We start from the raw sequence: 19,013 nt of genomic DNA, 5'->3' as shown, positions 1-19,013 counted from the left end.
CCATGACCGACTTCGACACCCTCGAACTGGAAAAAGACCCACGCGGCTTCGCCACCCTGTGGCTCAGCCGGGCGGATAAAAACAACGCCTTCAACGCGCAGATGATTCGCGAACTGATCGTCGCCCTCGACCACCTGGCCGACGACACCAGCCTGCGCTTCGTGCTGCTGCGCGGGCGTGGCCGGCACTTCAGCGCCGGGGCCGACCTTGCCTGGATGCAGCAGTCGGCACAACTGGACTTCAACACCAACCTGGACGACGCCCGCGAGCTGGGCGAGCTGATGTACGCCCTGCACAGGCTCAAGGTGCCTACCCTGGCCGTGGTACAGGGCGCAGCCTTTGGCGGTGCGCTGGGGCTGATCAGTTGCTGCGACATGGCCATCGGTACCATCGATGCGCAACTGTGCCTGTCAGAGGTACGCATCGGCCTGGCCCCGGCGGTGATCAGCCCGTTCGTGGTCAAGGCCATCGGCGAGCGTGCCACCCGCCGCTACGCCCTTACGGCCGAGCGTTTCAGCGGCGAGCGCGCCCGTGAGCTGGGGCTGCTGGCCGAGGTGTACCCGGCCGCCGAACTGGATACGCAGGTTGCAGCCTGGGTCGATAACCTGCTGCACAATAGCCCGCAGGCCTTGCGCGCCACCAAGGACCTGCTGCGCGAGGTGGACGACGGTGAACTGAGCCCGGCCCTGCGCCGCTACTGCGAGAACACCATCGCCCGCATTCGCGTCAGTGCAGAAGGCCAGGAGGGCCTGCGCGCCTTCCTCGAAAAGCGCCGCCCCGCCTGGCAAGCCGAATACAACAAGGAGCCGCGCCCATGAGCCGCCCTACCCTGACCACCCTGCTGGTGGCCAACCGCGGCGAGATCGCCTGCCGCGTGATGCGCACCGCCAAGGCCATGGGCCTGACCACCGTGGCGGTGCACAGCGCCACCGACCGCGACGCGCGCCACAGCCGCGAAGCCGACATTCGCGTCGATCTGGGCGGCAGCAAGGCCGCCGACAGCTACCTGGTGGTCGACAAACTGATTGCCGCCGCCCGCGCCAGCGGCGCCCAGGCCATCCACCCGGGCTATGGCTTTTTGTCAGAAAACGCGGGCTTTGCCCGCGCCATCGAACAGGCCGGGCTGATCTTCCTTGGCCCGCCGGCCAGCGCCATCGACGCCATGGGCAGCAAATCGGCGGCCAAGGCGCTGATGGAGGCGGCCGGGGTGCCGCTGGTGCCCGGTTACCACGGTGAGGCCCAGGACCTCGATACCTTCCGCGCCGCCGCCCAGCGCATCGGCTACCCGGTGCTGCTCAAAGCCAGCGCTGGTGGCGGCGGCAAGGGCATGAAGGTGGTGGAGCAGGAAAGCCAGCTGGCCGATGCCCTGGCCTCGGCGCAACGCGAAGCGCAGGCTTCGTTCGGCGATGCGCGCATGCTGGTGGAAAAGTACGTGCTCAAGCCGCGCCATGTAGAGATCCAGGTGTTCGCCGACCAGCACGGCCACTGCCTGTACCTCAACGAGCGCGACTGCTCGATCCAGCGTCGCCACCAGAAGGTAGTGGAAGAAGCGCCCGCGCCGGGGCTGTCGCCCGAGCTGCGCCAGGCCATGGGCGAGGCCGCGGTGCGCGCGGCCCAGGCCATCGGCTACGTAGGTGCCGGCACCGTGGAGTTTTTGCTCGATGCCCGCGGCGAGTTCTTTTTCATGGAAATGAACACGCGCCTGCAGGTGGAGCACCCGGTCACCGAAGCCATCACCGGGCTGGACCTGGTGGCCTGGCAAATTCGCGTGGCTTGCGGCGAGGCGCTGCCGATCACCCAGGAGCAGGTACCGCTGCGCGGCCACGCCATCGAGGTGCGGCTTTACGCCGAAGACCCGGCCAATGAATTCTTGCCGGCCACCGGTACGCTTGCGCTGTACCGCGAATCGGCACCGGGTGAGGGGCGCCGAGTGGACAGCGGGGTCAGCGAGGGTGACGTGGTGTCGCCGTTCTACGACCCGATGCTGGGCAAGCTCATCGCCTGGGGCCAGGACCGTGAGCAGGCACGCCTGCGCCTGCTGGCGATGCTCGATGAATTCGCCATTGGCGGGCTGAAAACCAACATCGCCTTCCTGCGGCGCATCCTCGCGCACCCGGCGTTTGGCGCTGCCGAGCTGGACACCGGCTTCATCCCGCGTCACCAGCAGGTGCTGCTGCCCGACGTTGAGCCGTTGCCTGCCACGTTCTGGGAGGCAGCGGCCGAAGCCTGGCTGCAGAGCGCGCCCGCACGCCTGCGGGCAGACGACCCCAGCTCGCCATGGCATGTCCGTGACGGCCTGCGTCTGGGCCTGCCAGCGCGCAGCAGCCTGCACCTGCAATGCGAGGTCTACGAGCAGGCCGTTGCCCTGGAACGCAGCGCGCCGTCCACCTGGACGCTGGATGGCGAACAGCTGTACCACGACCAGGACGGCGTGCGTCGCCGCTACCTGGCAGTGCGTCGTGGCGACACCTTGTACCTTCAGTGGCAAGGCGAATTGCATATCGTCACCCGCCATGACCCAATCGCCGCCGCCGAGGCCAGCCACGGCCATCAGGGCGGCCTGGCTGCGCCCATGAACGGCAGTATCGTACGGGTGCTGGTGGAGCCGGGCCAGGCCGTGGCGGCCGGTACCGCGCTGGTGGTGCTGGAGGCGATGAAGATGGAGCACAGCATCCGCGCGCCGCAGGATGGCGTGGTCAAGGCGGTGATGTGCCAGGAGGGGGAAATGGTCAGCGAGGGGGCGGTGCTGGTGGATATGCAGGCCTGAGCGTCAAGCCGGCCGGCTTGCCCTGTGGGCTGCGCTACCGCGCAGAGAACTGGTCTGACAGATGCGCCACGGCTCCTGTGGGAGCAACTGCCTTGTGCTGCCTGAGCCGGCCTCATCGCCGGCAAGCCGGCTCCTACAGGTACAGCACAGGCCTGAAGCAAGCGCCGTACCTGTGGGAGCAACTGTCTTGTTCAATTTCTAAAATCTAGCGCGCCCCCAGTGGGAGCCGGCTTGCCGGCGATGAGGCCGGTACAGGCTACAACGCCGCGTGCATCTTCACCACGACGCCGAGAAACTCACACCCCTCCTCGCACACCAGGGTCGGGTAAGCGTTGTTCAGGGCCTTGAGGTACAACTGCCCGCCCTCCTCGGCCAGTTGCCTGAAGATCGCCGACTTGCCAGGCAACCGGGCGATCACCAGCTTGCCAGGCTCTGCCGCCACGCCGTCGTCGACCAGAATGCGCGCGCCTTCAGGCACGCTCTTGCCGCTGGCGGCGCTCATGGTGTCGTTTTCCACCGTCAGCCAGAACGCCTTGCCCCGGGCCATGTAGTCGGTCTGCTCGAACGCGTCTGGCGGCTCGGCTTGCGCCTGCCCCAAAGCCACCCACTGGCGCAGCGGGTAGCGGAAGCACACGAAGTACCTGGCCTGGCCGCCATCGTCATCATCGTCGTCTTCCAGTGCATAGCGGCCGGGCTGCTCGCCCACCTGGCCGAGCACGCGCAGTTGCATGCTCACCTGGTAGTGGGGCATGCCCAACTCGACGAACACCCGGTTCATCGAATCGACCCGCGGTTGCCGGCGTTTGCGCAGCCAATGGCCGACGCTGCCCTGGGAAACCCCGACACGTTCTGCCAGGTACTCCTGGGAGATATCCAGCTCCTCGATCCGGTCCCGGACGAGGGCAATCCATTTGTCCATGTTCATCGCAGGCACGATACGGACTGCCCCTCAGCGCTCAATACACATCAAGTATTATTTATTGAATCACGGAAAAATACTTCAAGTATTAATATCGACTGACACCCTTACCCGATTGGCATTTGCAGGTACATCAGGATGAGCAGTTCGAAAAAAACGGATACAGAACTCGACACCGAAGCCGCCCGTCGCGCCCTCGACTTCTACCTCAACCCCACCCCCAGCGCACCCGACCTGGAGCGCACGTTGTGGACGCTGCGCGAAGGCGTCACCCGCCAACAGGCCAGCGACCACGCTTCGGAGCTGCTGCGATGCGCGGCCGCCACGGCGCACGAAACCGCCAGCCACCTGCAGGGCACGACGCGGGAAGTAGTATTTGCGCTGATGCACATGATCAACATGTCCCGCGCCCTGCTGGAGCAGCGCGAAGCCATGGAACAGGAGTGAAAAAAGCACGGGAGACGTGACGGCCGCACAGCGGCAGAACGCCGCGTGGCGGGAATGAGGCGTGCGCCAGCAAAGTTTTTTACCGGATACGGCAAAAAACAATTGACTGGCAAATGATAACGATTATTATTGCACTCAGCTGGTCGCGAGACCCGCTGGATAACCTGCAAAGTCCTCAGGTCGGACTCTCAGATTATCTCCTCATCAGGCTAATCACGGTTTTTGACCCGGCTTTTTGCCGGGTCATTTTTTTTGGCTCTTCAGGCTAATGAAGATCGTTGATGGCGGCGATGATAGCAAAAATGTTTCAGAGCGTGAACGCTCATTACAAATCTTTGCCGAATCAGCACTTGAGAATCAATCTCGTTAAGACTAAGCTGGTTTCGCGTCACGGAAGATGCCCCCTCCCCCTTCTATAATGCTGAGCAAGGAGCTGCCCATGAGCCGTTTGCTGCTGCCCCTCGAGCACGACCCGCGCACCGCCGAACAGCACGCTGAAGACACCCTGCTGCATGCGCTCAAGCGCCTGCCGCGGCGGGTACAGCAGGTGTTTCTGCTGGGCCGCCTCGACCAGCTGGGCTTCGCCGCCATTGCCGAGCGCCTGTCGCTGCCGCTGCTCAGCATCGAACGCCACATGAACCAGGCCTTGCAAACCACCCGCGAGCCGGGCGATGCCCTGGCCAGTGTCGCCATCCAGTGGTACGTGCGCCTGCAGAGCCCGCAGGCCACCGCTTGTGAGCGCATTGATTTTCGCCGCTGGCTGGACGCCGCCCCCGAACACCTGCACGCCTTCCACCAGACCGAACTGCGCTGGCGCAGCCTGCTGGCCCCGGCACGCCAGCTTGGCCATGACGGCTGGTACCGCCAGGGCCGTGCTGCGTTGTCGCTGGGTGGTTGCTCGATTGCCATCGGGCTCGGGGCCGCCGCGCTGCTGGCGCTGGGCCTGCTGGCCTGAGACCCGCTTCACAAACGCCACATCTCCCTGTAGGGGCGCCCTTTCGCGACACAAGGCCGCTCCTGCAAGAAGTCCCCACCCGGCCCATGCCAAGCGCATGACACCCCCACCGCCAAGCGGTGTACAGTTAGCGTCACAACAACGCCAAGACAGGAGCCTGGCAATGACCGTGACGCTGTCCCCGCTGCACATCGACTGCGACTTCGATTCCGGCAACATTCAGGTGCTGGACGCCAGCAACCCCGCGCAGGTGCACCTGAACATCCGCCCCGACACCCACAGCGGCCACTTCCAGTGGTTCCACTTCAAGGTCAGCGGCCTCACCCCCGGCCAGGTCCATCGCTTCAGCCTGGACAACGCCCACCAGTCCGCCTACAAGAACGCCTGGAGCGGCTACAACGCGGTGGCCTCCTACGACCAGCAAAGCTGGTTCCGCGTGCCCAGCCAGTTCGATGGCCAGGCCCTGAGCTTCGAGGTGCAGGCCGAGCAGGAGCAGATCTGGTTCGCCTACTTCGAGCCCTACCCCCGTGCCCGCCACAACCAGCTGATCGAGCGTGCCCGTGGCATCCCCGGCGTCGAGCTGCTGGCCAGCGGACGCAGCGTGCAGGGCCGCGATATCCCGCTGCTGCGCGCCGGCACCGGTGAAGCGAACAAGCGCAAGCTGTGGATCATCGCTCAGCAACACCCCGGCGAGCACATGGCCGAGTGGTTCATGGAGGGTGTGATCGACCGCCTCGAAGCCAACGATGCCAGCATCCAGCAACTGCTGGCCAAGGCCGACCTGTACCTGATCCCCAACATGAACCCCGACGGCGCCTTCCTCGGCCACCTGCGCACCAACTTCAAGGGCAAGGACCTCAACCGCGCCTGGCAGGACGCCAGCGTCGAGCATAGCCCCGAGGTGTTCTTCGCCCAGAGCCAGATGAAGCTGTACGGCGTGGACGCCTTCGTCGATGCCCATGGCGATGAAGAAATCCCCCATGTGTTCACCGCTGCCTGCGAAGGCAACCCGGGCTACACCCCGCGCATCGCGAAGCTTGAGGAGCAGTTCCGCAGCACCCTGTGCAGCCTGAGCGCGGACTTCCAGACGAAGTACGGCTACACCCGCGACGAACCCGGCCAGGCCAACATGACCCTGGCGTGCAATGCGGTGGGGCAGACTTACGACTGCCTGTCGCTGACCCTGGAAATGCCGTTCAAGGACCACAACGATGCGCCGGAGCCTGTGGCCGAGTGGTCGGGCGCACGCTCGAAGAAGCTGGCCGGGGCAGTACTGGAGACGCTGTTGAAGATGGTCGACGATTTGCGTTGAAAGGCGCACGCCCCCTGTAGGAGCGGCCTTGTGTCGCGATGGGCTGCGCACGTCAGGTGGTAGGACTGCTCAAAACGCCACATCCAGAATCACATTATCCAGGTAACTCCCCGCCGGCGGCGTGGCCTGGTCGGTGTACACCTTGGCGTTGTAGTTGAACACCTGGCTGCCGGTACCGGTGCCGTTGCCGGGGTTCACGTTGGCATCGCTGCTCGAACGCCGCGCCGCGCCCACCGAGCCCCAGCGGGTGGTGCCGGCGCTCTTGAAGATGTCGTAGGCCAGGTAGTTGCTGGTGCCGGACTTCATCCGCCGGCGCCCACCCGAAACGTTCTGGCCATCATCCAGCCCCACCGTGTAGGCACTGCCCTTGGTGCACGACAGGCTGACACTCTGGTTCACCGTAGCGAACCCGGCCACCACCGGCGCACTGCCGAAGCTGATGTTGGGGGTGGTGATCTGGCAGTCGTTGGTCACCGTCAGGGTGACCGTGACGGTCTGGTTGCCAGCGCCGTTATCGCGCCCCAGGCAGATATTGCCCAGGCCGATTCCCGCGCAGTAGTTCCAGGCCCAGGCAATGTTCAGTGTTTCGGTATAGGTCCCGGCGGCAACATTGGCCCCTACTACGGTGCGCATGAACAGCGGAACGGTCTTGGGTGTGTTGCCATTGAGCAGCCCGAGGGCGTCGACCAGGTTGTTGCGGGCAAAATCGAACTGGGTGCCGCGGGTGATCGGGTAGCTGGTCGTGTTGTTGGCGTAGAGGGTGTAGGGGATCACATCGCCGGTCGGCCCTACCAGCCCGCCGGTACTGGCGGTGATCGTGGCATAGATATGGTCGGTACTCACCAGCAACGACAACAGCGAACCGGTGCACTGCAACCCGGCATTGGTGGTCGAGGCGTTTTGCACGGTGGTGCGCACCAGGGTCGAGTTGATCGAGCCGAACGCCGCCGGCGCGGTGGCCACCACCCCGCACAACGCCCAGGCCGTGCCAGGCAGCAGTGCTGCCAGCAGCAACACCCCATGATGCAACCTCACTGGCACACCAGCGGGCCGATCAGCGGGATCGGCCCCTCCCCTTCGGGCAGCGCGAATTCGACCAGGCACTGCCCGCCATCGGCCTTCTCCACCTGCAGGTGATTGCTCGGTGAGAGGTTCTCCAGGTACACCAGGCCATCCCAGCCCACCACCGCCTCTGTGCCACTCTCCTGGTGCAGCACGCGGCTGCCCAGCTTGAGGTCCTGCTGCTTGCCGTCCACCAGCACCAGGCTGGCCGCCAGCACCCGGCGCAGCGGGAACTCCAGCAGGTAGCCGCTGTTGCGGCGCACCGCCACACGCTGCTCCACCTGCGGTGCCAGCACATCGGCCGGCAGCTCCATGGGGTCGATCTCGTACTTGCCGCGGTAGTAGCCACTGCTGTAGGGCACCAGCAAGTGACCGTTACGGTCGGTGCGGCCCACCAGCTGGTTTTCGTAGCGCACCGGCACATTGCCGTAGCCACTGGTGCTGACCACCACAAAGGCATCATCGATGCGGTTGGCGGCAAACAGCCCGGCATCCATCAACACCACCGAGCCGCTGGCATCGGCCCAGCGGGTCATCTGTTCGCTGCTGCCGTACATCCCCGCCTGCAACTGCACCGATTGCAGGCGCCAGGTCAGGTCGGCCTGGCGGTAGTCACCGGTGGTGCCGCCGGTGGCGTAGCCCAGGTTGTAACCCACGCCGCCGCCCACCGGCACCGCACGGCTGTAGTTGACCCGCTGCAGGTCCTGACCGTCCTTGCTGCGCTCGGCGCTAAGGGCCAGGGTGCCGTGCAGGTCGAAGGGGATCACCAACTGCGCCTGCACCGCCCAGTGGCTGTCGCCAATGTCGCGGTTGGCCGACAGGTACAGGCTGCTGTTGCCCCATAGCGGCTTGCTCCAGCTGAGGTTGAGCAGCCGCGTACGCGAGCCGTCACCGGCGCGGATGTCGAAGTAGCCGGCGCCCAGGCTGCCGTAGCTGTCCAGGTTCAGGCTCACGGTGGCCTGCTCGCTGCGCCGGCTCAGGCGGGTGTAGGGGCTGTCGACCAGCGATAGGTCGGCGTACTCGCCGTGGCGCTCGATGCGCTGGTAGTTGAAGCCGAGGCGCCGGCTGTTGTACTGGTAACCCAGCGCCACCTGCTGGCCGCTGTCGCCGTCGAAGCGGCTCTGCGCCACGGCGGCGTTGAGCACACCGAAGGTACCCACCCGCAGGTTGCCGCCCAGGCCGCCAAGCATCAGCGACTCGGACGTCTCGGCGTGGGTCTCCAGGGTGAAGAAGTCCGACAGCCCGTGGCGCAGGCTGGCCGAGGCCACCCCGGGGCCATAGGCGAAGTCGCGCACGGCGTAGTCGCGGCGCAGGCTGCCGGCCGCCAGCGAGAAGTCCGACAGCCCCTTGGCCAAGAGGCTGCTGGTGACGTAGAACGGCAGCGTGGTGGACACCTGGCGGCCCAGGGCGTCGGTGGTCACCACCACCGCCTCGCCGGCGCCGTTGATGAACGGCACGTTGGTCAGGGTGTAGGGGCCTGGCTGCAGGTCGGTGCTGCTGGTCTTGTAGCCATTGATGAACAGGTCCAGCGAAGTGGGCACTGCGGCCTCACCGGCAAACGCCGGCAGTGGGTAGGTGACCAGGTCCGGGCGGGCGCCGAAGTCCCGCGACAGCTGCAGCCCGCCGACCCGCACCGAGGTGGTCCAGGGTAAGGCGCCGGTCACCAGGTCGCCCACCTCGTAGCTGAGCAGGCGCTGCTCGTCGATGTAGCGGAAGGTGGTGTCGTAGCGCAAAAAGCCCTGGCGCGTGTCGCTTTGCGCGCCGTTGAACGACTGGCGCCACTGCCCGGTGGTGGAGAAGCTGCCCCAGGTATCGAACAGGCGCAGCTCGTTCCAGGCGGCCAGGTAGGTGCCGCCGTCGTCGGTGTCGTTGAGGTAGGCATCGTAGTTGAGCAACGCGCCGAAGCTGGTGCGGGTATCGCTGGCCGGGTACAGGCCGCGGTCACCCACCTGCTGGTCAGGCAGCCAGGCAGGCGGTACTTGCAGCAGCAGGCGCTGGTTCTGGCTGTCGTAGTCGCTGTGCAGGCCGGGAATGTCGTCCAGCGCCACCTCGCCCTGGGGGTTGCCCGGCAGCGTGATGCCGGCGTCACGCAGCACCTCGCTTGGCAGGTACAGGCGCCCTGCCCGCTGCTGCACCGGCACCAGCTCAGCCTTGCCCACCTGGTTCACCAGCAGGTCGAGGTAGAGCGTGGCATCGGCTATGGCCGCACTTTCGGTCGGCGGCGGCGGCAGCTCGTCGGCCACCGCCTGGCCGAGCCCTAGCACGGCCAGGCCCAGCCACAACCGATGCGTTACCGCTCGCCCCCAAATCACACACGATTTCCAACCATTGCCGGGTCCTCCCTGGGCCCTGACGTTCACCGGTTCTTGTCACTACAGGCCTTGCTTGATCGCCTGTGCCGTATCCTGGCCGTTGACCCGCCCCTTGAGCACACTGGCCGCGCCGGGCGCGGACGGGGCCGGCCAGCGCATGCTGGCGCCGGGCAGCACATAGCCCAACAACCCCTCCACCAACGGCCGCTCCTGGCCGCCCTGCTGCAGCACCACGTCGGTCAGCCGCGCATGCACCGGGCCACTGTTGCGCAGCTCTACATAGGGCTTGCCCTGCACCGACACCGCCCGCCAGCTCAACTGCGGCTTGCCGACGCCGTCGGCGCTGCGTTTGCCTTCCGGGTCGGCCTTGCCCCACAGCCCCTCGCCGTAGACGAACAGCGGCACCGAGTAGCGCATCTGCAGGCGAATGGCGGCTTTCGGCCCTTCGCTGGCCGGGTCGCTGGGCAGCGGTGAAGGGATCTCGTCGATGATGATGCGGTAGGCCTGCTCCTGCCCGGCCGGCGAGCTGCCGGTGCGGGTCAGGCGGATCAGTTGCTTCTGCCCCGGCGGGATGTTGGCCACCGGCGGGCTGCCGATGATCTCGCGCTGAGCCTGGAACTGCTCCTGGTACTCGCCCTGGCGCCAGGCGAACACCCGCACCTGCAGGCTGGTGGGCGTACTGCCGCGGTTTTCCAGCCACAACGCGCCGGCCTTCTGGTCGGCCTCCAGCACTGGGTCGATCGGCCAGATCAGCACCGAGGTGGCGGCGAAGGCCGGCAGGCTTGCCAGCCACATCAGCCCGATGATTCCCTGCGCCAGTTTCGCGCCTGCCCGCATGCCCCTCTCCTTCTTCTGGTTTTGCGGCGCCTGGGCTTACCAGGTCACCGTCACTTGCACGACATCGGTGTAGGTTCCGGCCGGCAGGTTGCCGGGCAAGGTGGTGCGCCCGTACACCGGCAACTTGATGGCGTTCGGGTCGCTGTAGCTCACCGTGACGCTGCTGCCAATGCCCAGCGCCTGGCTGTAGGCGGCGTCGCTGTAAAGCTGATAGGCGAGCAACTGGGTGCCGCCGCTGCGCTTGAGGTTGCGCGTACCGCTGGCGCTGTTTTGCCCGCCATCCAGGCTCATGCTCAGGCCCACGCCCGGGGTGCACTGGAAGGTCACCGTGGTGCCGCCCAGCGAGGTGCCGACCACCCCGGTAGCCAGCGCCGAGCGGGTGCCGAAGTCAAGCACGCCATAAGCCGTCACACCGCCCACCACCAGGCAGCCGGCGGCAATGGTCGCCGACACCTGGAAGGTGCTGGTGGTGACCGCCTGCACCGGTGGCGCCAGCGCCAGCGCAAGGCCCAGGCCAAGCAACCGCCACGCGCCGGGCATGGCTCAGAAGCTCAGCTCGACCGCCACCGTGTCGGTGTACACCCCGGCCGGCAGGCCCGCCTTGCCGCGCGCCTGGCCATACAGGTTGACGGTCTGGGCAACCCCCGTGCTGGTGGGCAAGGTAATGGTGCCGTCGATGGCCAGCAGCTGGGTGCGCCCGGAGTCGGTGTAGAAGTCGTAGGGCACGAAGTTGCCGGCACCGTCGGCCAGCGCACGGGTGCCGCCAGTGGACTGGCCGTCATGGCTGCCGGCGCGCACGCGTACCGCCGGCACCGTGCCCGACGAACAGAGGATGCTCATGGCACCGCCGCCAGGGCCCAGCACCTGGGCATTGGCAGTGGTGAACAGGGCGTCCTGGGTGCCGAAGTTCAAAGTACCGAAGTTCAGCCCCGAGGTACCGGTACCGCCGTTGACCTGGCAGGCGGCGGTCAGGGTCAGGGTCGAGTTGATGGTACCGGTCACGGTAGCTGCCTGGGCCTGTGACGCCAGGGCCAGGCCAAGGCCTGCGAGCAGGCAGCGGGTGTAGTGCTTGGGCATCGGGATCTCCTTGGGTGTTACCAGTCCAGGGTCACTCTGAGGGTGTCGCGGTACAGCCCGGCCGGCAGTGCTCGCGGCTGCGCGACCACCACGCCGTAAATGGGCACGGGCACCTGCTGGGTGCCCCTGATGCTGAAGTTGCGGGCCTGGCCGATGGCATAACGGCTGTTGCCAGCAGGGTCGATGGCCAGCTGATAGGGGATGGTTTCGCGGCCGTTGCTCAGGCGACGCACACCGTCGCTGCCGTTGAGCCCTTCGTTGATGCGCACGCTGAACGCGCGCACCTGCGGCGAGCAACTGATCTGCAGGCTGCCTTCACCGCCGGCTTCGTCCACGCGGGTGGCCAGCGGTTGATCCCAGGTCGGGCCCTGGGCACCGAAGTCGATCAGCCCGGGGTTGCCGAGGGTCGCCGGTTGCTGCGGGTTGCTGTTGACCTGGCAGGCGGCGCTGATCACCAGCCGTGCCTGAATGAAGCCGGTGCTGCTGCCATGGGCCAGGCCACCCGGCAGCAGGATCGGGCCTAGCGTCAGCAATAGCAGGGAAGTACGTTGCAGCGCGTCCTTGGCCATGCGGGCTCCTTACCAGGTGACGGTGACTTTGAGCAGGTCGGCGTACAGCCCGGCCCGTGGCACCCAGGCCAGTTTGTCGATACGCGCGTACAGGGGCAGCTCCACCGAGCCGCTGTCCGGCACCCGCGCCGATTGCGCCACGCCGACTTCCAGCGGTTCACGCCAGGCGGCATCGCGATACAGGCGGTAAGGGATCGGGCGGGCACGCTCATCGGCATTGGCCAGGTAGCGCACCTGGCCGACGCCACCGTGTTGGCCGCCATCGACGCGCACCTGGTAGGTGGTATCGGGGTTGCACTCAAGGCGCGGCGGGCGCGGGCTGTACAGCACGCCGCTCAAGGGCGCACCTGGGCCGTCCAGACGTGCCGCACTGCCCAGGTCGATCACACCCAGGGCCTGGGCACCGGCGTCACGTTGCTGGCTGACCAGCATGCAGCCGCGCTGCACAAGCACCTGCACGTCGACCAGAAAGTCCGCCGCCACGGCACTGCCGCTCAACCACAGGCCCAACCATCCGGCCAAAAAGCGCTCCGTCACCTGTCGATCCTTGTCTGAAGAGGTTGAGGTTGAGCGTAGCAGTGGGAAATGCTCGTGGCGGGTGAGGGATATCTCTCTTTGGCATTAGTAAAAAGGGAGTGAACAGCGTGGGGCTTCCCCCCGTGCACCGATGAGACATTTACCGTGATTGTGACGAAACCCTTGAACTTCCTGCCCCTCAAAAGGCCATATGCCGGCAAAGCGGGCCTGCTTCTGGTACCGTGCAAGCCAGATACGCAAGGCCCCTTCAGGAGACTCACTTGAGCACTGCCCCGACTCCGCTCGACCAGGCCATCGAACGCTGCGCCGAAGAACCGATCCAGATCCCGGGCAGCATTCAGCCGCAAGGCTTCCTGTTGGTGCTGGACGAGCAGACGCTACGCATTCTCCAGGCCAGCGAGAACAGCCAGCGCTGGCTGGGCCTGCCGGCCAGCGAACTGCTCGGCCGAGCGCTGCCCGAACTGCTGGCCCCGGGGGTCGACCTGCGCGGCCAACTCACCGCCGTGCCTGACGAAGAGATCTTCCCGTTTCACATCGGTGACCTGCGCCTGCACCCTGAAGCCCCGTGCCAGGGCCTGCTGCGGGTACTCGCCCACCGCCATGACCAGGTGCTGATCCTCGAGCTTGAGGACAACCACCTGGATAGCCCGCAGGGCGACTACTACCCCTTGGTACGCGCCTTCGTCAGCACCCTGCACCAGGCCACCAGCATCGACGAACTGCTGCGCCAGTCGGTGCAACAGATCAAGCAGATCACCGGTTTCGGCCGGGTCAAGGCCTACCGCTTCGACCAGGCAGGCGTGGGCAAGGTACTGAGCGAAGAAGCCGACCCCGGCTACCCACGCTTTCTCGGCCATTGCTTCCCGGCCTCGGACATCCCGCAGCAGGCCCGCGAGCTGTACCGCAGAAACCGCATCCGGGTGATCGAAGATGCCGACTATCAGCCCTCGATGCTGGTACCGGCCACCAACCCGCGTACCGGCAAGGCGTTGGACATGAGCTTCGCCTCGCTGCGCAGCGTGTCGCCGGTACACCTGCAGTACATGCGCAACATGGGCACTTTGGCCTCGATGTCGCTGTCGATCGTGGTCGACGGCAAGCTCTGGGGCCTGGTGTCGTGCCACCACACCACGCCGCGCCGTGTAGACTTTCGCACCCGCACCGCCTGCGAGCTGCTGGCCAGCGTGCTGTCGCTGCAGATCGAGGCGCACGAGTCGCACAACAGCACGCGCCAATTGCTCGACCTGCGCCAGCGCATCGTGCGCATGCTCGCCGCCATGGCCGACCATGACAGCGTCAGCCAAGGCTTGCTGGCCCTGCCCGAAGTGATGCTGCAATTCGCCGATGCCAGCGGCGCCGCGATCATCAGCGCCGACCGCTGCGACCTGATCGGCAGCACGCCGCCGCAGGCCCAGGTCAACGCCCTGGTGCACTGGCTGGGGCAACGTGATGGGGACGGGCTGTTTCTAAGCGATAACGTGCGTCGCGACATCGACCTGCTGCCGGAGCTGGCCGAACATGTCGGGGGCGTGCTGGCAGTGGCCATCTCGCAGATCCACTCGCACTACCTGCTGTGGTTCCGCCCCGAACAGCGGCATACGGTGAACTGGGCCGGGCGCCCGGAAAAGCTGCCCGACATGCAAGGCAACCTGCACCCGCGGCACAGCTTCGATCGCTGGCAGGAAGAGGTGCGCGGCTTCAGCGCGACCTGGAGCCCGCTGATCATCGAAAGCGTACTGGAGCTGCGCAGCGCGGTACTGGGCATCGTGCTGCGCAAGGCCGAAGAGCTGGCCGAACTGGCCGGCGAGCTGAAGCGCTCGAACAAGGAGCTCGAGGCATTCTCCTACAGTGTGTCCCACGACCTGCGCGCACCGCTGCGGCACATTGCCGGTTACAGCGAGCTGCTCGGCGAAATCGAGGGCGAGCACCTGTCCGAGCGCGGCCGGCGCTTCTTGTCGCATATCGAGGAGGCGGCAGCCTTTGCCGGCACCCTGGTCGACAACCTGCTCAACTTCTCGCAGATGGGCCGCTCGGCGCTACGCTTGTCGGATGTGGACCTCAACACGCTGGTCGAGGCCATCCGCAACGAAACGGCCCCCGACTATGCCGGGCGCCAGGTGCACTGGCAGGTCGCCGAGCTGCCCAAGGTCCACGCCGACCCGGCCTTTCTCAACATGGCGCTGACCAATTTGATCGGCAACGCCCTCAAGTACACCCGCGGGCGCGATGTTGCACGTATCGAAGTGGGCAGCGTGCAACACGCCCACGAGACCGAAGTGTACGTGCGCGATAACGGCGTGGGCTTTGACATGGCCTATGCCGGCAAGCTGTTCGGCGTGTTCCAGCGCCTGCACCGCATGGAAGAGTTCGAAGGCACCGGCATTGGCCTTGCCAGTGTGCGGCGCATCATCGAGCGCCACGATGGCCGGGTCTGGGCCGAAGGCCAGCCAGGCCAGGGCGCCAGTTTTCATTTCACCCTGCCCCGCCCTGCGGCGGCACACTGAGGCACCACGCACATCATGCTCAAGCCCATCCTGCTGGTCGAAGACAACCCCAGGGACCTGGAGTTGACCCTCCTTGCGCTGGAGCGCAGCCAGTTGGCCAACGAAGTCATCGTGCTGCGCGATGGCGCCGAAGCCCTCGATTACCTGCTGCGGCGCAACACCTACGCCGAACGTGACGACGGCAATCCGGCAGTGATGCTGCTGGACCTCAAGCTGCCCAAGGTCGATGGCCTGGAGGTGCTCAAGGTGGTGCGTGGCACCGCCGAGCTGCGCAGCATCCCCACCGTCATGCTGACCTCCTCGCGCGAGGAGCCGGACCTGCTGCGCGCCTACGAGCTGGGCGTCAATGCCTACGTGGTCAAGCCGGTGGAATTCAAGGAATTCGTCGCCGCCATCTCGGACCTGGGGGTGTTCTGGGCGGTGCTCAACGAACCGCCACCCGGCTCGCTGCGCCTGAACCGCCGTACCGGCAACTGAGGGCAAAGGATGCAGCACGCGCCACTCAACCTGCTGATGGTCGAAGACAGCAGCCTGGACGCCGAGCTTACCCTGGCCAGCCTTGAGCGCAGCGGCCTGCAGGTTCGTTCGCGGCTGGTGTTCGACCACACCGGCGTCGAGCATGCCCTGGCCGATGGCCGCTTCGACCTGATCCTCTGCGATTGCGTGCTGCCGGGCTCGTCCGGCACCGAGGTGCTGGCCATCGCCCAGCGCCTGGCGCCGGATGTACCGTTCATCTTCCTCTCGGGCATTTATGGTGAGGAGCACGCGGTGGAGATGATCCGCCTCGGCGCCACCGATTATGTGCTGAAGAAGAACCTGCCACTGCTGCCCAAGGCTGTGCGCCGGGCCCTGACCGAAGTGCAGGAACGCCAGCGCCGACGCCGCGCCGAAGAAGCCCTGGCCAATGTCGAAGCCCGCGCGCGCATTGCCATCGACGCCGCCGGCATGGGCACCTGGGACTTTCGCCCCGGGCAAGGCGAGCTGCTTTGGGACGACCGCTGCAAGGCGCTGTTCGGCGTGCCAGCCGACACCGAGATGACCCTTGAAGTGTTTTACCAAGGCGTCTACCCGGATGACCGCGCCCTGGTGCAGGGCGCCGTCGAACAGGCCATGCGCCCGGACAGCGACGGCCATTACCGGGTGGAGTTTCGCATCGCCCAGCCCAACGGCCTGGAGCCGCGCTGGCTGCTGTCCAGCGGCCAGACCCAGTTCGTCGATGGCCACTGCGTGCGCTTTTCCGGTGTGCTGCAGGATATCCACCAGCAACGCCAGGCCACACGCGCCCTGGAGCAGCTCAACGCAATGCTCGGCGAACGCGTGGAACGCCGCACCCGCGAGCGCGACCGCGCCTGGGAGCTGTCCCAGGACTTGCTGGCGGTGCTGAACAAAGACCTCACGCCCGTTGCCCTGAACCCGGCCTGGGAAGCCAGCCTGGGCTTTACCCGAGAGCGCCTCGGGCAAGTTTCACTGCTGCAGTTGCTGCCGGAGGTCGACCAGGACGCCTTGCTGGCCGAGCTGGCCGCGCTGTCGCTGGGGCGCACCAGCGCACGTTTCGTCGGGCGCATCCTGCATGCCAGCGGCCAGCAACGCTGGCTGTCGTGGGTAGTGGTGCCCGATGACACCTTGCTGCACGTGGTCGCCCGCGACATCACCAGCGAACGCGAGGCCGCCCTGGACCTGGCCGAAGCCAACAACCGGCTGCGCGAACAGATCGCCGAGCGCGAACGTGTCGAAGCTGCGCTGCAACAGATGCAGCGCCTGGAAGCGGTGGGCCAGCTCACTGCCGGCGTGGCCCACGACTTCAACAACCTGCTGACGGTGATCCTCACCGGCGCCAGCTTTCTGCAGCGCGACCTGGAAAAGGGCCAGCTGGACAAGGCCGACAAGCGCCTGCAACACATCCGCGAAGCGGGCGAGCGTGGCGCCAAGCTCACCGCGCAGTTGCTGGCCTTTTCGCGCAAACAGCGCCTGGAGCCGGTGCCGCTAAACCTCAACCACACCCTCTCGGGGCTGGAAGAACTGCTCAGCCGCACCCTCGGCGGGCGCATCGCCGTGCGCCTGGACCTGGCCCGCGACCTGTGGCATGCGCTGACCGACCCGACCCAGACCGAGATGATCATCCTCAACCTGGCGATCAACGCCCGCGATGCCATGCCCAGCGGCGGCCAGCTGACCCTGGCCACCCGCAACACCCGAGTCAGCGCCCGCCCGCGTCGCCCGGAAGACCCCGAGCCTGGGGAATACGTGGTGCTGAGCATTGGCGACACCGGCTGCGGCATGAGCGAAGAGGTGCTGGCCAAGGTGTTCGAACCCTTCTTCACCACCAAGGATATCGGCAAGGGTTCGGGCCTGGGCCTGGCCCAGGTATTCGGCTTTGCCAAGCAGTCTGGCGGCGGCGTACGCATCGACACCCGCCCCGGGCGCGGCACCGAAGTCAGCGTGTACCTGCCGTCAGTACGCACGGCGCAAACCGCTCCGCTCGCCGAACAAACCAAAGCCCGCAACCTGCCGGCCAGCGGCGCCGGGCAGCGCATTCTGCTGGTGGACGACGACCACCTGGTACGCGAAATGATCGGTGATGTGCTGCGCCGCCTGGGCTACCAGGTACGCCAGGCCGATAACGGCCAGCAGGCACTGGCGCTGCTGGACGACAGCATCAACCTGCTGCTGACCGATTTCGCCATGCCAGGGCTCAACGGCGAACAACTGGCCCTGGCCGCCCGCCAGCGCTTCGCGCAGTTGCCGGTGGTGTTTTTGACAGGCTACGCCGAGCTGGAAGAGTTTGCCCTGGAGCGCAGCCTGGTCATACAGAAACCGGTGCACGAGCAGGCGCTGGCCCTGGCATTGGCCGAGCTGCTGGAAAAGCGAAAGGCAGAATGAAAAAAATCGCCAGAAGGCGATTGGGGAGATATGCAACTGCTGAGAGAGTAATGGCAGGGGCGGCTGGATTCGAACCAACGCATGGCAGGATCAAAACCTGCTGCCTTACCGCTTGGCGACGCCCCTGTATCGGATAGGACGGCTGGCTGATGCAACCGTCGATCTGACTATTCACTGCCCGTAGCGTGTGCCGCTGTGCAGGAATGGCCGGCACTTTACCAGCGAAGTTTTCGGTTGAAAAGCTTTTTTTGAAAAAAAACGCTGGAAAACAGCAAGTTACTCCAACCCACCTATTTCCCTCTGGTGTTTGCCTGATAACCGGCCAACCCCGCCATGGGCCTCGCGGCAACCATCCGTCGTTTTTCTTCCGCTTCGCTTCAACACAATCGTGATCGACCCTTCCAATCAGGTAGAGCTTACCCGCGCAGACACAAGGAGGGCGCCATGCCAGTTTCCCACGACCTGTACCAGGACCTGCACTACCCCCGCGAAATCGTTCAGCAACGCCGCCAACACGACCAGGTGCTCGATCGGCTGCTGGATGAATATGTCGATATCGACAACCAGGTGCTGGCAGCCGAGGCCATTTCGGCGGGCAACTTCGTCGACGAGGATTTACGCCACCTGAAGGAGAAACGCCTGGCGGTGAAGTACATGATCGAGCGGCAGCTGGAGCGCAAGGGCTGATTCCATGGGTGCAGGCGACGCAGTGCCTGGCACCGGCTAAGCAGGTGTTCGCGGCTAAAGCCGCTCCTCCAGGGGCCGCATGACCTTCAGGCGGGTGCGGTCCCTGTAGGAGCCGGCTTGCCGGCGATGAGGCCGGCACAGGACGGTT

General features: G+C 65.9%; 17 protein-coding genes and 1 tRNA gene. 9 read left to right on the top strand and 9 right to left on the bottom strand.

Features of this window, described 5'->3' with window-relative positions:
* Positions 1 to 2 precede the first annotated feature (2 nt).
* Positions 3 to 818: a gamma-carboxygeranoyl-CoA hydratase gene (locus KSS94_RS09760; RefSeq protein ID WP_217842774.1), complete on the top strand. Its 816-nt coding sequence runs from the start codon at positions 3 to 5 to the stop codon at positions 816 to 818.
* A complete protein-coding gene (locus KSS94_RS09755; RefSeq protein WP_217842773.1) occupies positions 815 to 2,767 on the top strand; it encodes an acetyl/propionyl/methylcrotonyl-CoA carboxylase subunit alpha in 1,953 nt (650 codons plus the stop codon). The genes KSS94_RS09760 and KSS94_RS09755 overlap by 4 nt, the downstream gene beginning before the upstream one ends.
* Before the next feature lie 256 nt (positions 2,768 to 3,023).
* On the opposite strand, the gene KSS94_RS09750 is transcribed toward KSS94_RS09755, so the two are convergent.
* Positions 3,024 to 3,692 carry a LexA family transcriptional regulator gene (locus tag KSS94_RS09750; RefSeq protein ID WP_217842772.1) on the bottom strand — a complete coding sequence of 223 codons (669 nt, stop codon included), beginning with the start codon at positions 3,690 to 3,692 and terminating at the stop codon, positions 3,024 to 3,026.
* A gap of 132 nt (positions 3,693 to 3,824) precedes the next feature.
* Here KSS94_RS09750 and KSS94_RS09745 point away from each other — a divergent pair, with 132 nt between their 5' ends.
* The 3 genes from KSS94_RS09745 to KSS94_RS09735 all read left to right on the top strand — a co-directional run bounded on the left by KSS94_RS09745 (position 3,825) and on the right by KSS94_RS09735 (position 6,400).
* Positions 3,825 to 4,133, top strand: a complete 309-nt coding sequence (locus tag KSS94_RS09745; protein WP_217842771.1) for a DUF6124 family protein — start codon at positions 3,825 to 3,827, stop codon at positions 4,131 to 4,133.
* Between the two features lie 439 nt (positions 4,134 to 4,572).
* A complete protein-coding gene (locus KSS94_RS09740) occupies positions 4,573 to 5,088 on the top strand; it encodes a DUF4880 domain-containing protein (protein WP_217842770.1) in 516 nt (171 codons plus the stop codon).
* Between the two features lie 163 nt (positions 5,089 to 5,251).
* Positions 5,252 to 6,400, top strand: coding sequence for a M14 family metallopeptidase (locus KSS94_RS09735; protein ID WP_217842769.1), 1,149 nt, complete (start codon positions 5,252 to 5,254; stop codon positions 6,398 to 6,400).
* Between the two features lie 69 nt (positions 6,401 to 6,469).
* Here the strand turns inward: KSS94_RS09735 and KSS94_RS09730 are convergent, their stop codons facing one another.
* The 7 genes from KSS94_RS09730 to KSS94_RS09700 all read right to left on the bottom strand — a co-directional run bounded on the left by KSS94_RS09730 (position 6,470) and on the right by KSS94_RS09700 (position 12,794).
* Positions 6,470 to 7,435, bottom strand: a complete 966-nt coding sequence (locus KSS94_RS09730) for a Csu type fimbrial protein (RefSeq protein WP_217842768.1) — start codon at positions 7,433 to 7,435, stop codon at positions 6,470 to 6,472.
* Positions 7,432 to 9,726, bottom strand: a complete 2,295-nt coding sequence (locus KSS94_RS09725) for a fimbria/pilus outer membrane usher protein (RefSeq protein ID WP_225935890.1) — start codon at positions 9,724 to 9,726, stop codon at positions 7,432 to 7,434. The genes KSS94_RS09730 and KSS94_RS09725 overlap by 4 nt, the downstream gene beginning before the upstream one ends.
* Positions 9,727 to 9,834: 108 nt before the next feature.
* On the bottom strand, positions 9,835 to 10,611 hold the full coding sequence (locus KSS94_RS09720) for a fimbrial biogenesis chaperone (protein WP_217842767.1): 777 nt from the start codon (positions 10,609 to 10,611) through the stop codon (positions 9,835 to 9,837).
* Between the two features lie 36 nt (positions 10,612 to 10,647).
* Complete coding sequence (locus KSS94_RS09715) at positions 10,648 to 11,151, bottom strand: Csu type fimbrial protein (protein ID WP_217842766.1); 504 nt, start codon at positions 11,149 to 11,151, stop codon at positions 10,648 to 10,650.
* A gap of 3 nt (positions 11,152 to 11,154) precedes the next feature.
* Positions 11,155 to 11,688: a Csu type fimbrial protein gene (locus tag KSS94_RS09710; RefSeq protein ID WP_217842765.1), complete on the bottom strand. Its 534-nt coding sequence runs from the start codon at positions 11,686 to 11,688 to the stop codon at positions 11,155 to 11,157.
* A gap of 17 nt (positions 11,689 to 11,705) precedes the next feature.
* Positions 11,706 to 12,242 (bottom strand): Csu type fimbrial protein, encoded by a 537-nt coding sequence (locus KSS94_RS09705; protein WP_217843557.1) that lies wholly within the window; start codon positions 12,240 to 12,242, stop codon positions 11,706 to 11,708.
* A gap of 24 nt (positions 12,243 to 12,266) precedes the next feature.
* A complete protein-coding gene (locus KSS94_RS09700; protein ID WP_217842764.1) occupies positions 12,267 to 12,794 on the bottom strand; it encodes a Csu type fimbrial protein in 528 nt (175 codons plus the stop codon).
* Positions 12,795 to 13,054: 260 nt separating this feature from the next.
* Between KSS94_RS09700 and KSS94_RS09695 the strand changes: the two genes are divergently transcribed.
* The 3 genes from KSS94_RS09695 to KSS94_RS09685 are packed head-to-tail and all read left to right on the top strand — an operon-like array spanning position 13,055 to position 18,178.
* On the top strand, positions 13,055 to 15,298 hold the full coding sequence (locus tag KSS94_RS09695; protein WP_217842763.1) for an ATP-binding protein: 2,244 nt from the start codon (positions 13,055 to 13,057) through the stop codon (positions 15,296 to 15,298).
* Between the two features lie 15 nt (positions 15,299 to 15,313).
* The gene (locus tag KSS94_RS09690) at positions 15,314 to 15,775 is read left to right on the top strand and encodes a response regulator (protein ID WP_217842762.1); all 462 of its coding nucleotides are present in this window, start codon (positions 15,314 to 15,316) and stop codon (positions 15,773 to 15,775) included.
* 9 nt (positions 15,776 to 15,784) lie between these two features.
* The gene (locus tag KSS94_RS09685) at positions 15,785 to 18,178 is read left to right on the top strand and encodes a response regulator (protein WP_217842761.1); all 2,394 of its coding nucleotides are present in this window, start codon (positions 15,785 to 15,787) and stop codon (positions 18,176 to 18,178) included.
* Between the two features lie 51 nt (positions 18,179 to 18,229).
* On the opposite strand, the gene KSS94_RS09680 is transcribed toward KSS94_RS09685, so the two are convergent.
* Positions 18,230 to 18,304: transfer RNA gene (locus tag KSS94_RS09680), tRNA-Gln, on the bottom strand.
* Positions 18,305 to 18,622: 318 nt separating this feature from the next.
* Here KSS94_RS09680 and KSS94_RS09675 point away from each other — a divergent pair.
* Positions 18,623 to 18,865, top strand: a complete 243-nt coding sequence (locus KSS94_RS09675) for a hypothetical protein (RefSeq protein ID WP_217842760.1) — start codon at positions 18,623 to 18,625, stop codon at positions 18,863 to 18,865.
* The last annotated feature ends 148 nt before the right edge of the window (positions 18,866 to 19,013 follow it).

The organism is Pseudomonas fakonensis, assembly GCF_019139895.1.
GTDB lineage: Bacteria > Pseudomonadota > Gammaproteobacteria > Pseudomonadales > Pseudomonadaceae > Aquipseudomonas > Aquipseudomonas fakonensis.
Note: the sequence above shows the minus strand (reverse complement) of the source record. Positions and strands in the feature narration are given on the sequence as shown.

Coding starts and splice junctions, on each gene's coding strand:
- KSS94_RS09715 (WP_217842766.1), bottom strand. CDS start 11,151: ATGCCCGGCGCGTGGCGGTTGCTTGGCCTGGGCCTTGCGCTGGCGCTG.
- KSS94_RS09720 (WP_217842767.1), bottom strand. CDS start 10,611: ATGCGGGCAGGCGCGAAACTGGCGCAGGGAATCATCGGGCTGATGTGG.
- KSS94_RS09750 (WP_217842772.1), bottom strand. CDS start 3,692: ATGAACATGGACAAATGGATTGCCCTCGTCCGGGACCGGATCGAGGAG.
- KSS94_RS09745 (WP_217842771.1), top strand. CDS start 3,825: ATGAGCAGTTCGAAAAAAACGGATACAGAACTCGACACCGAAGCCGCC.
- KSS94_RS09740 (WP_217842770.1), top strand. CDS start 4,573: ATGAGCCGTTTGCTGCTGCCCCTCGAGCACGACCCGCGCACCGCCGAA.
- KSS94_RS09675 (WP_217842760.1), top strand. CDS start 18,623: ATGCCAGTTTCCCACGACCTGTACCAGGACCTGCACTACCCCCGCGAA.
- KSS94_RS09685 (WP_217842761.1), top strand. CDS start 15,785: ATGCAGCACGCGCCACTCAACCTGCTGATGGTCGAAGACAGCAGCCTG.
- KSS94_RS09710 (WP_217842765.1), bottom strand. CDS start 11,688: ATGCCCAAGCACTACACCCGCTGCCTGCTCGCAGGCCTTGGCCTGGCC.
- KSS94_RS09735 (WP_217842769.1), top strand. CDS start 5,252: ATGACCGTGACGCTGTCCCCGCTGCACATCGACTGCGACTTCGATTCC.
- KSS94_RS09755 (WP_217842773.1), top strand. CDS start 815: ATGAGCCGCCCTACCCTGACCACCCTGCTGGTGGCCAACCGCGGCGAG.
- KSS94_RS09760 (WP_217842774.1), top strand. CDS start 3: ATGACCGACTTCGACACCCTCGAACTGGAAAAAGACCCACGCGGCTTC.
- KSS94_RS09690 (WP_217842762.1), top strand. CDS start 15,314: ATGCTCAAGCCCATCCTGCTGGTCGAAGACAACCCCAGGGACCTGGAG.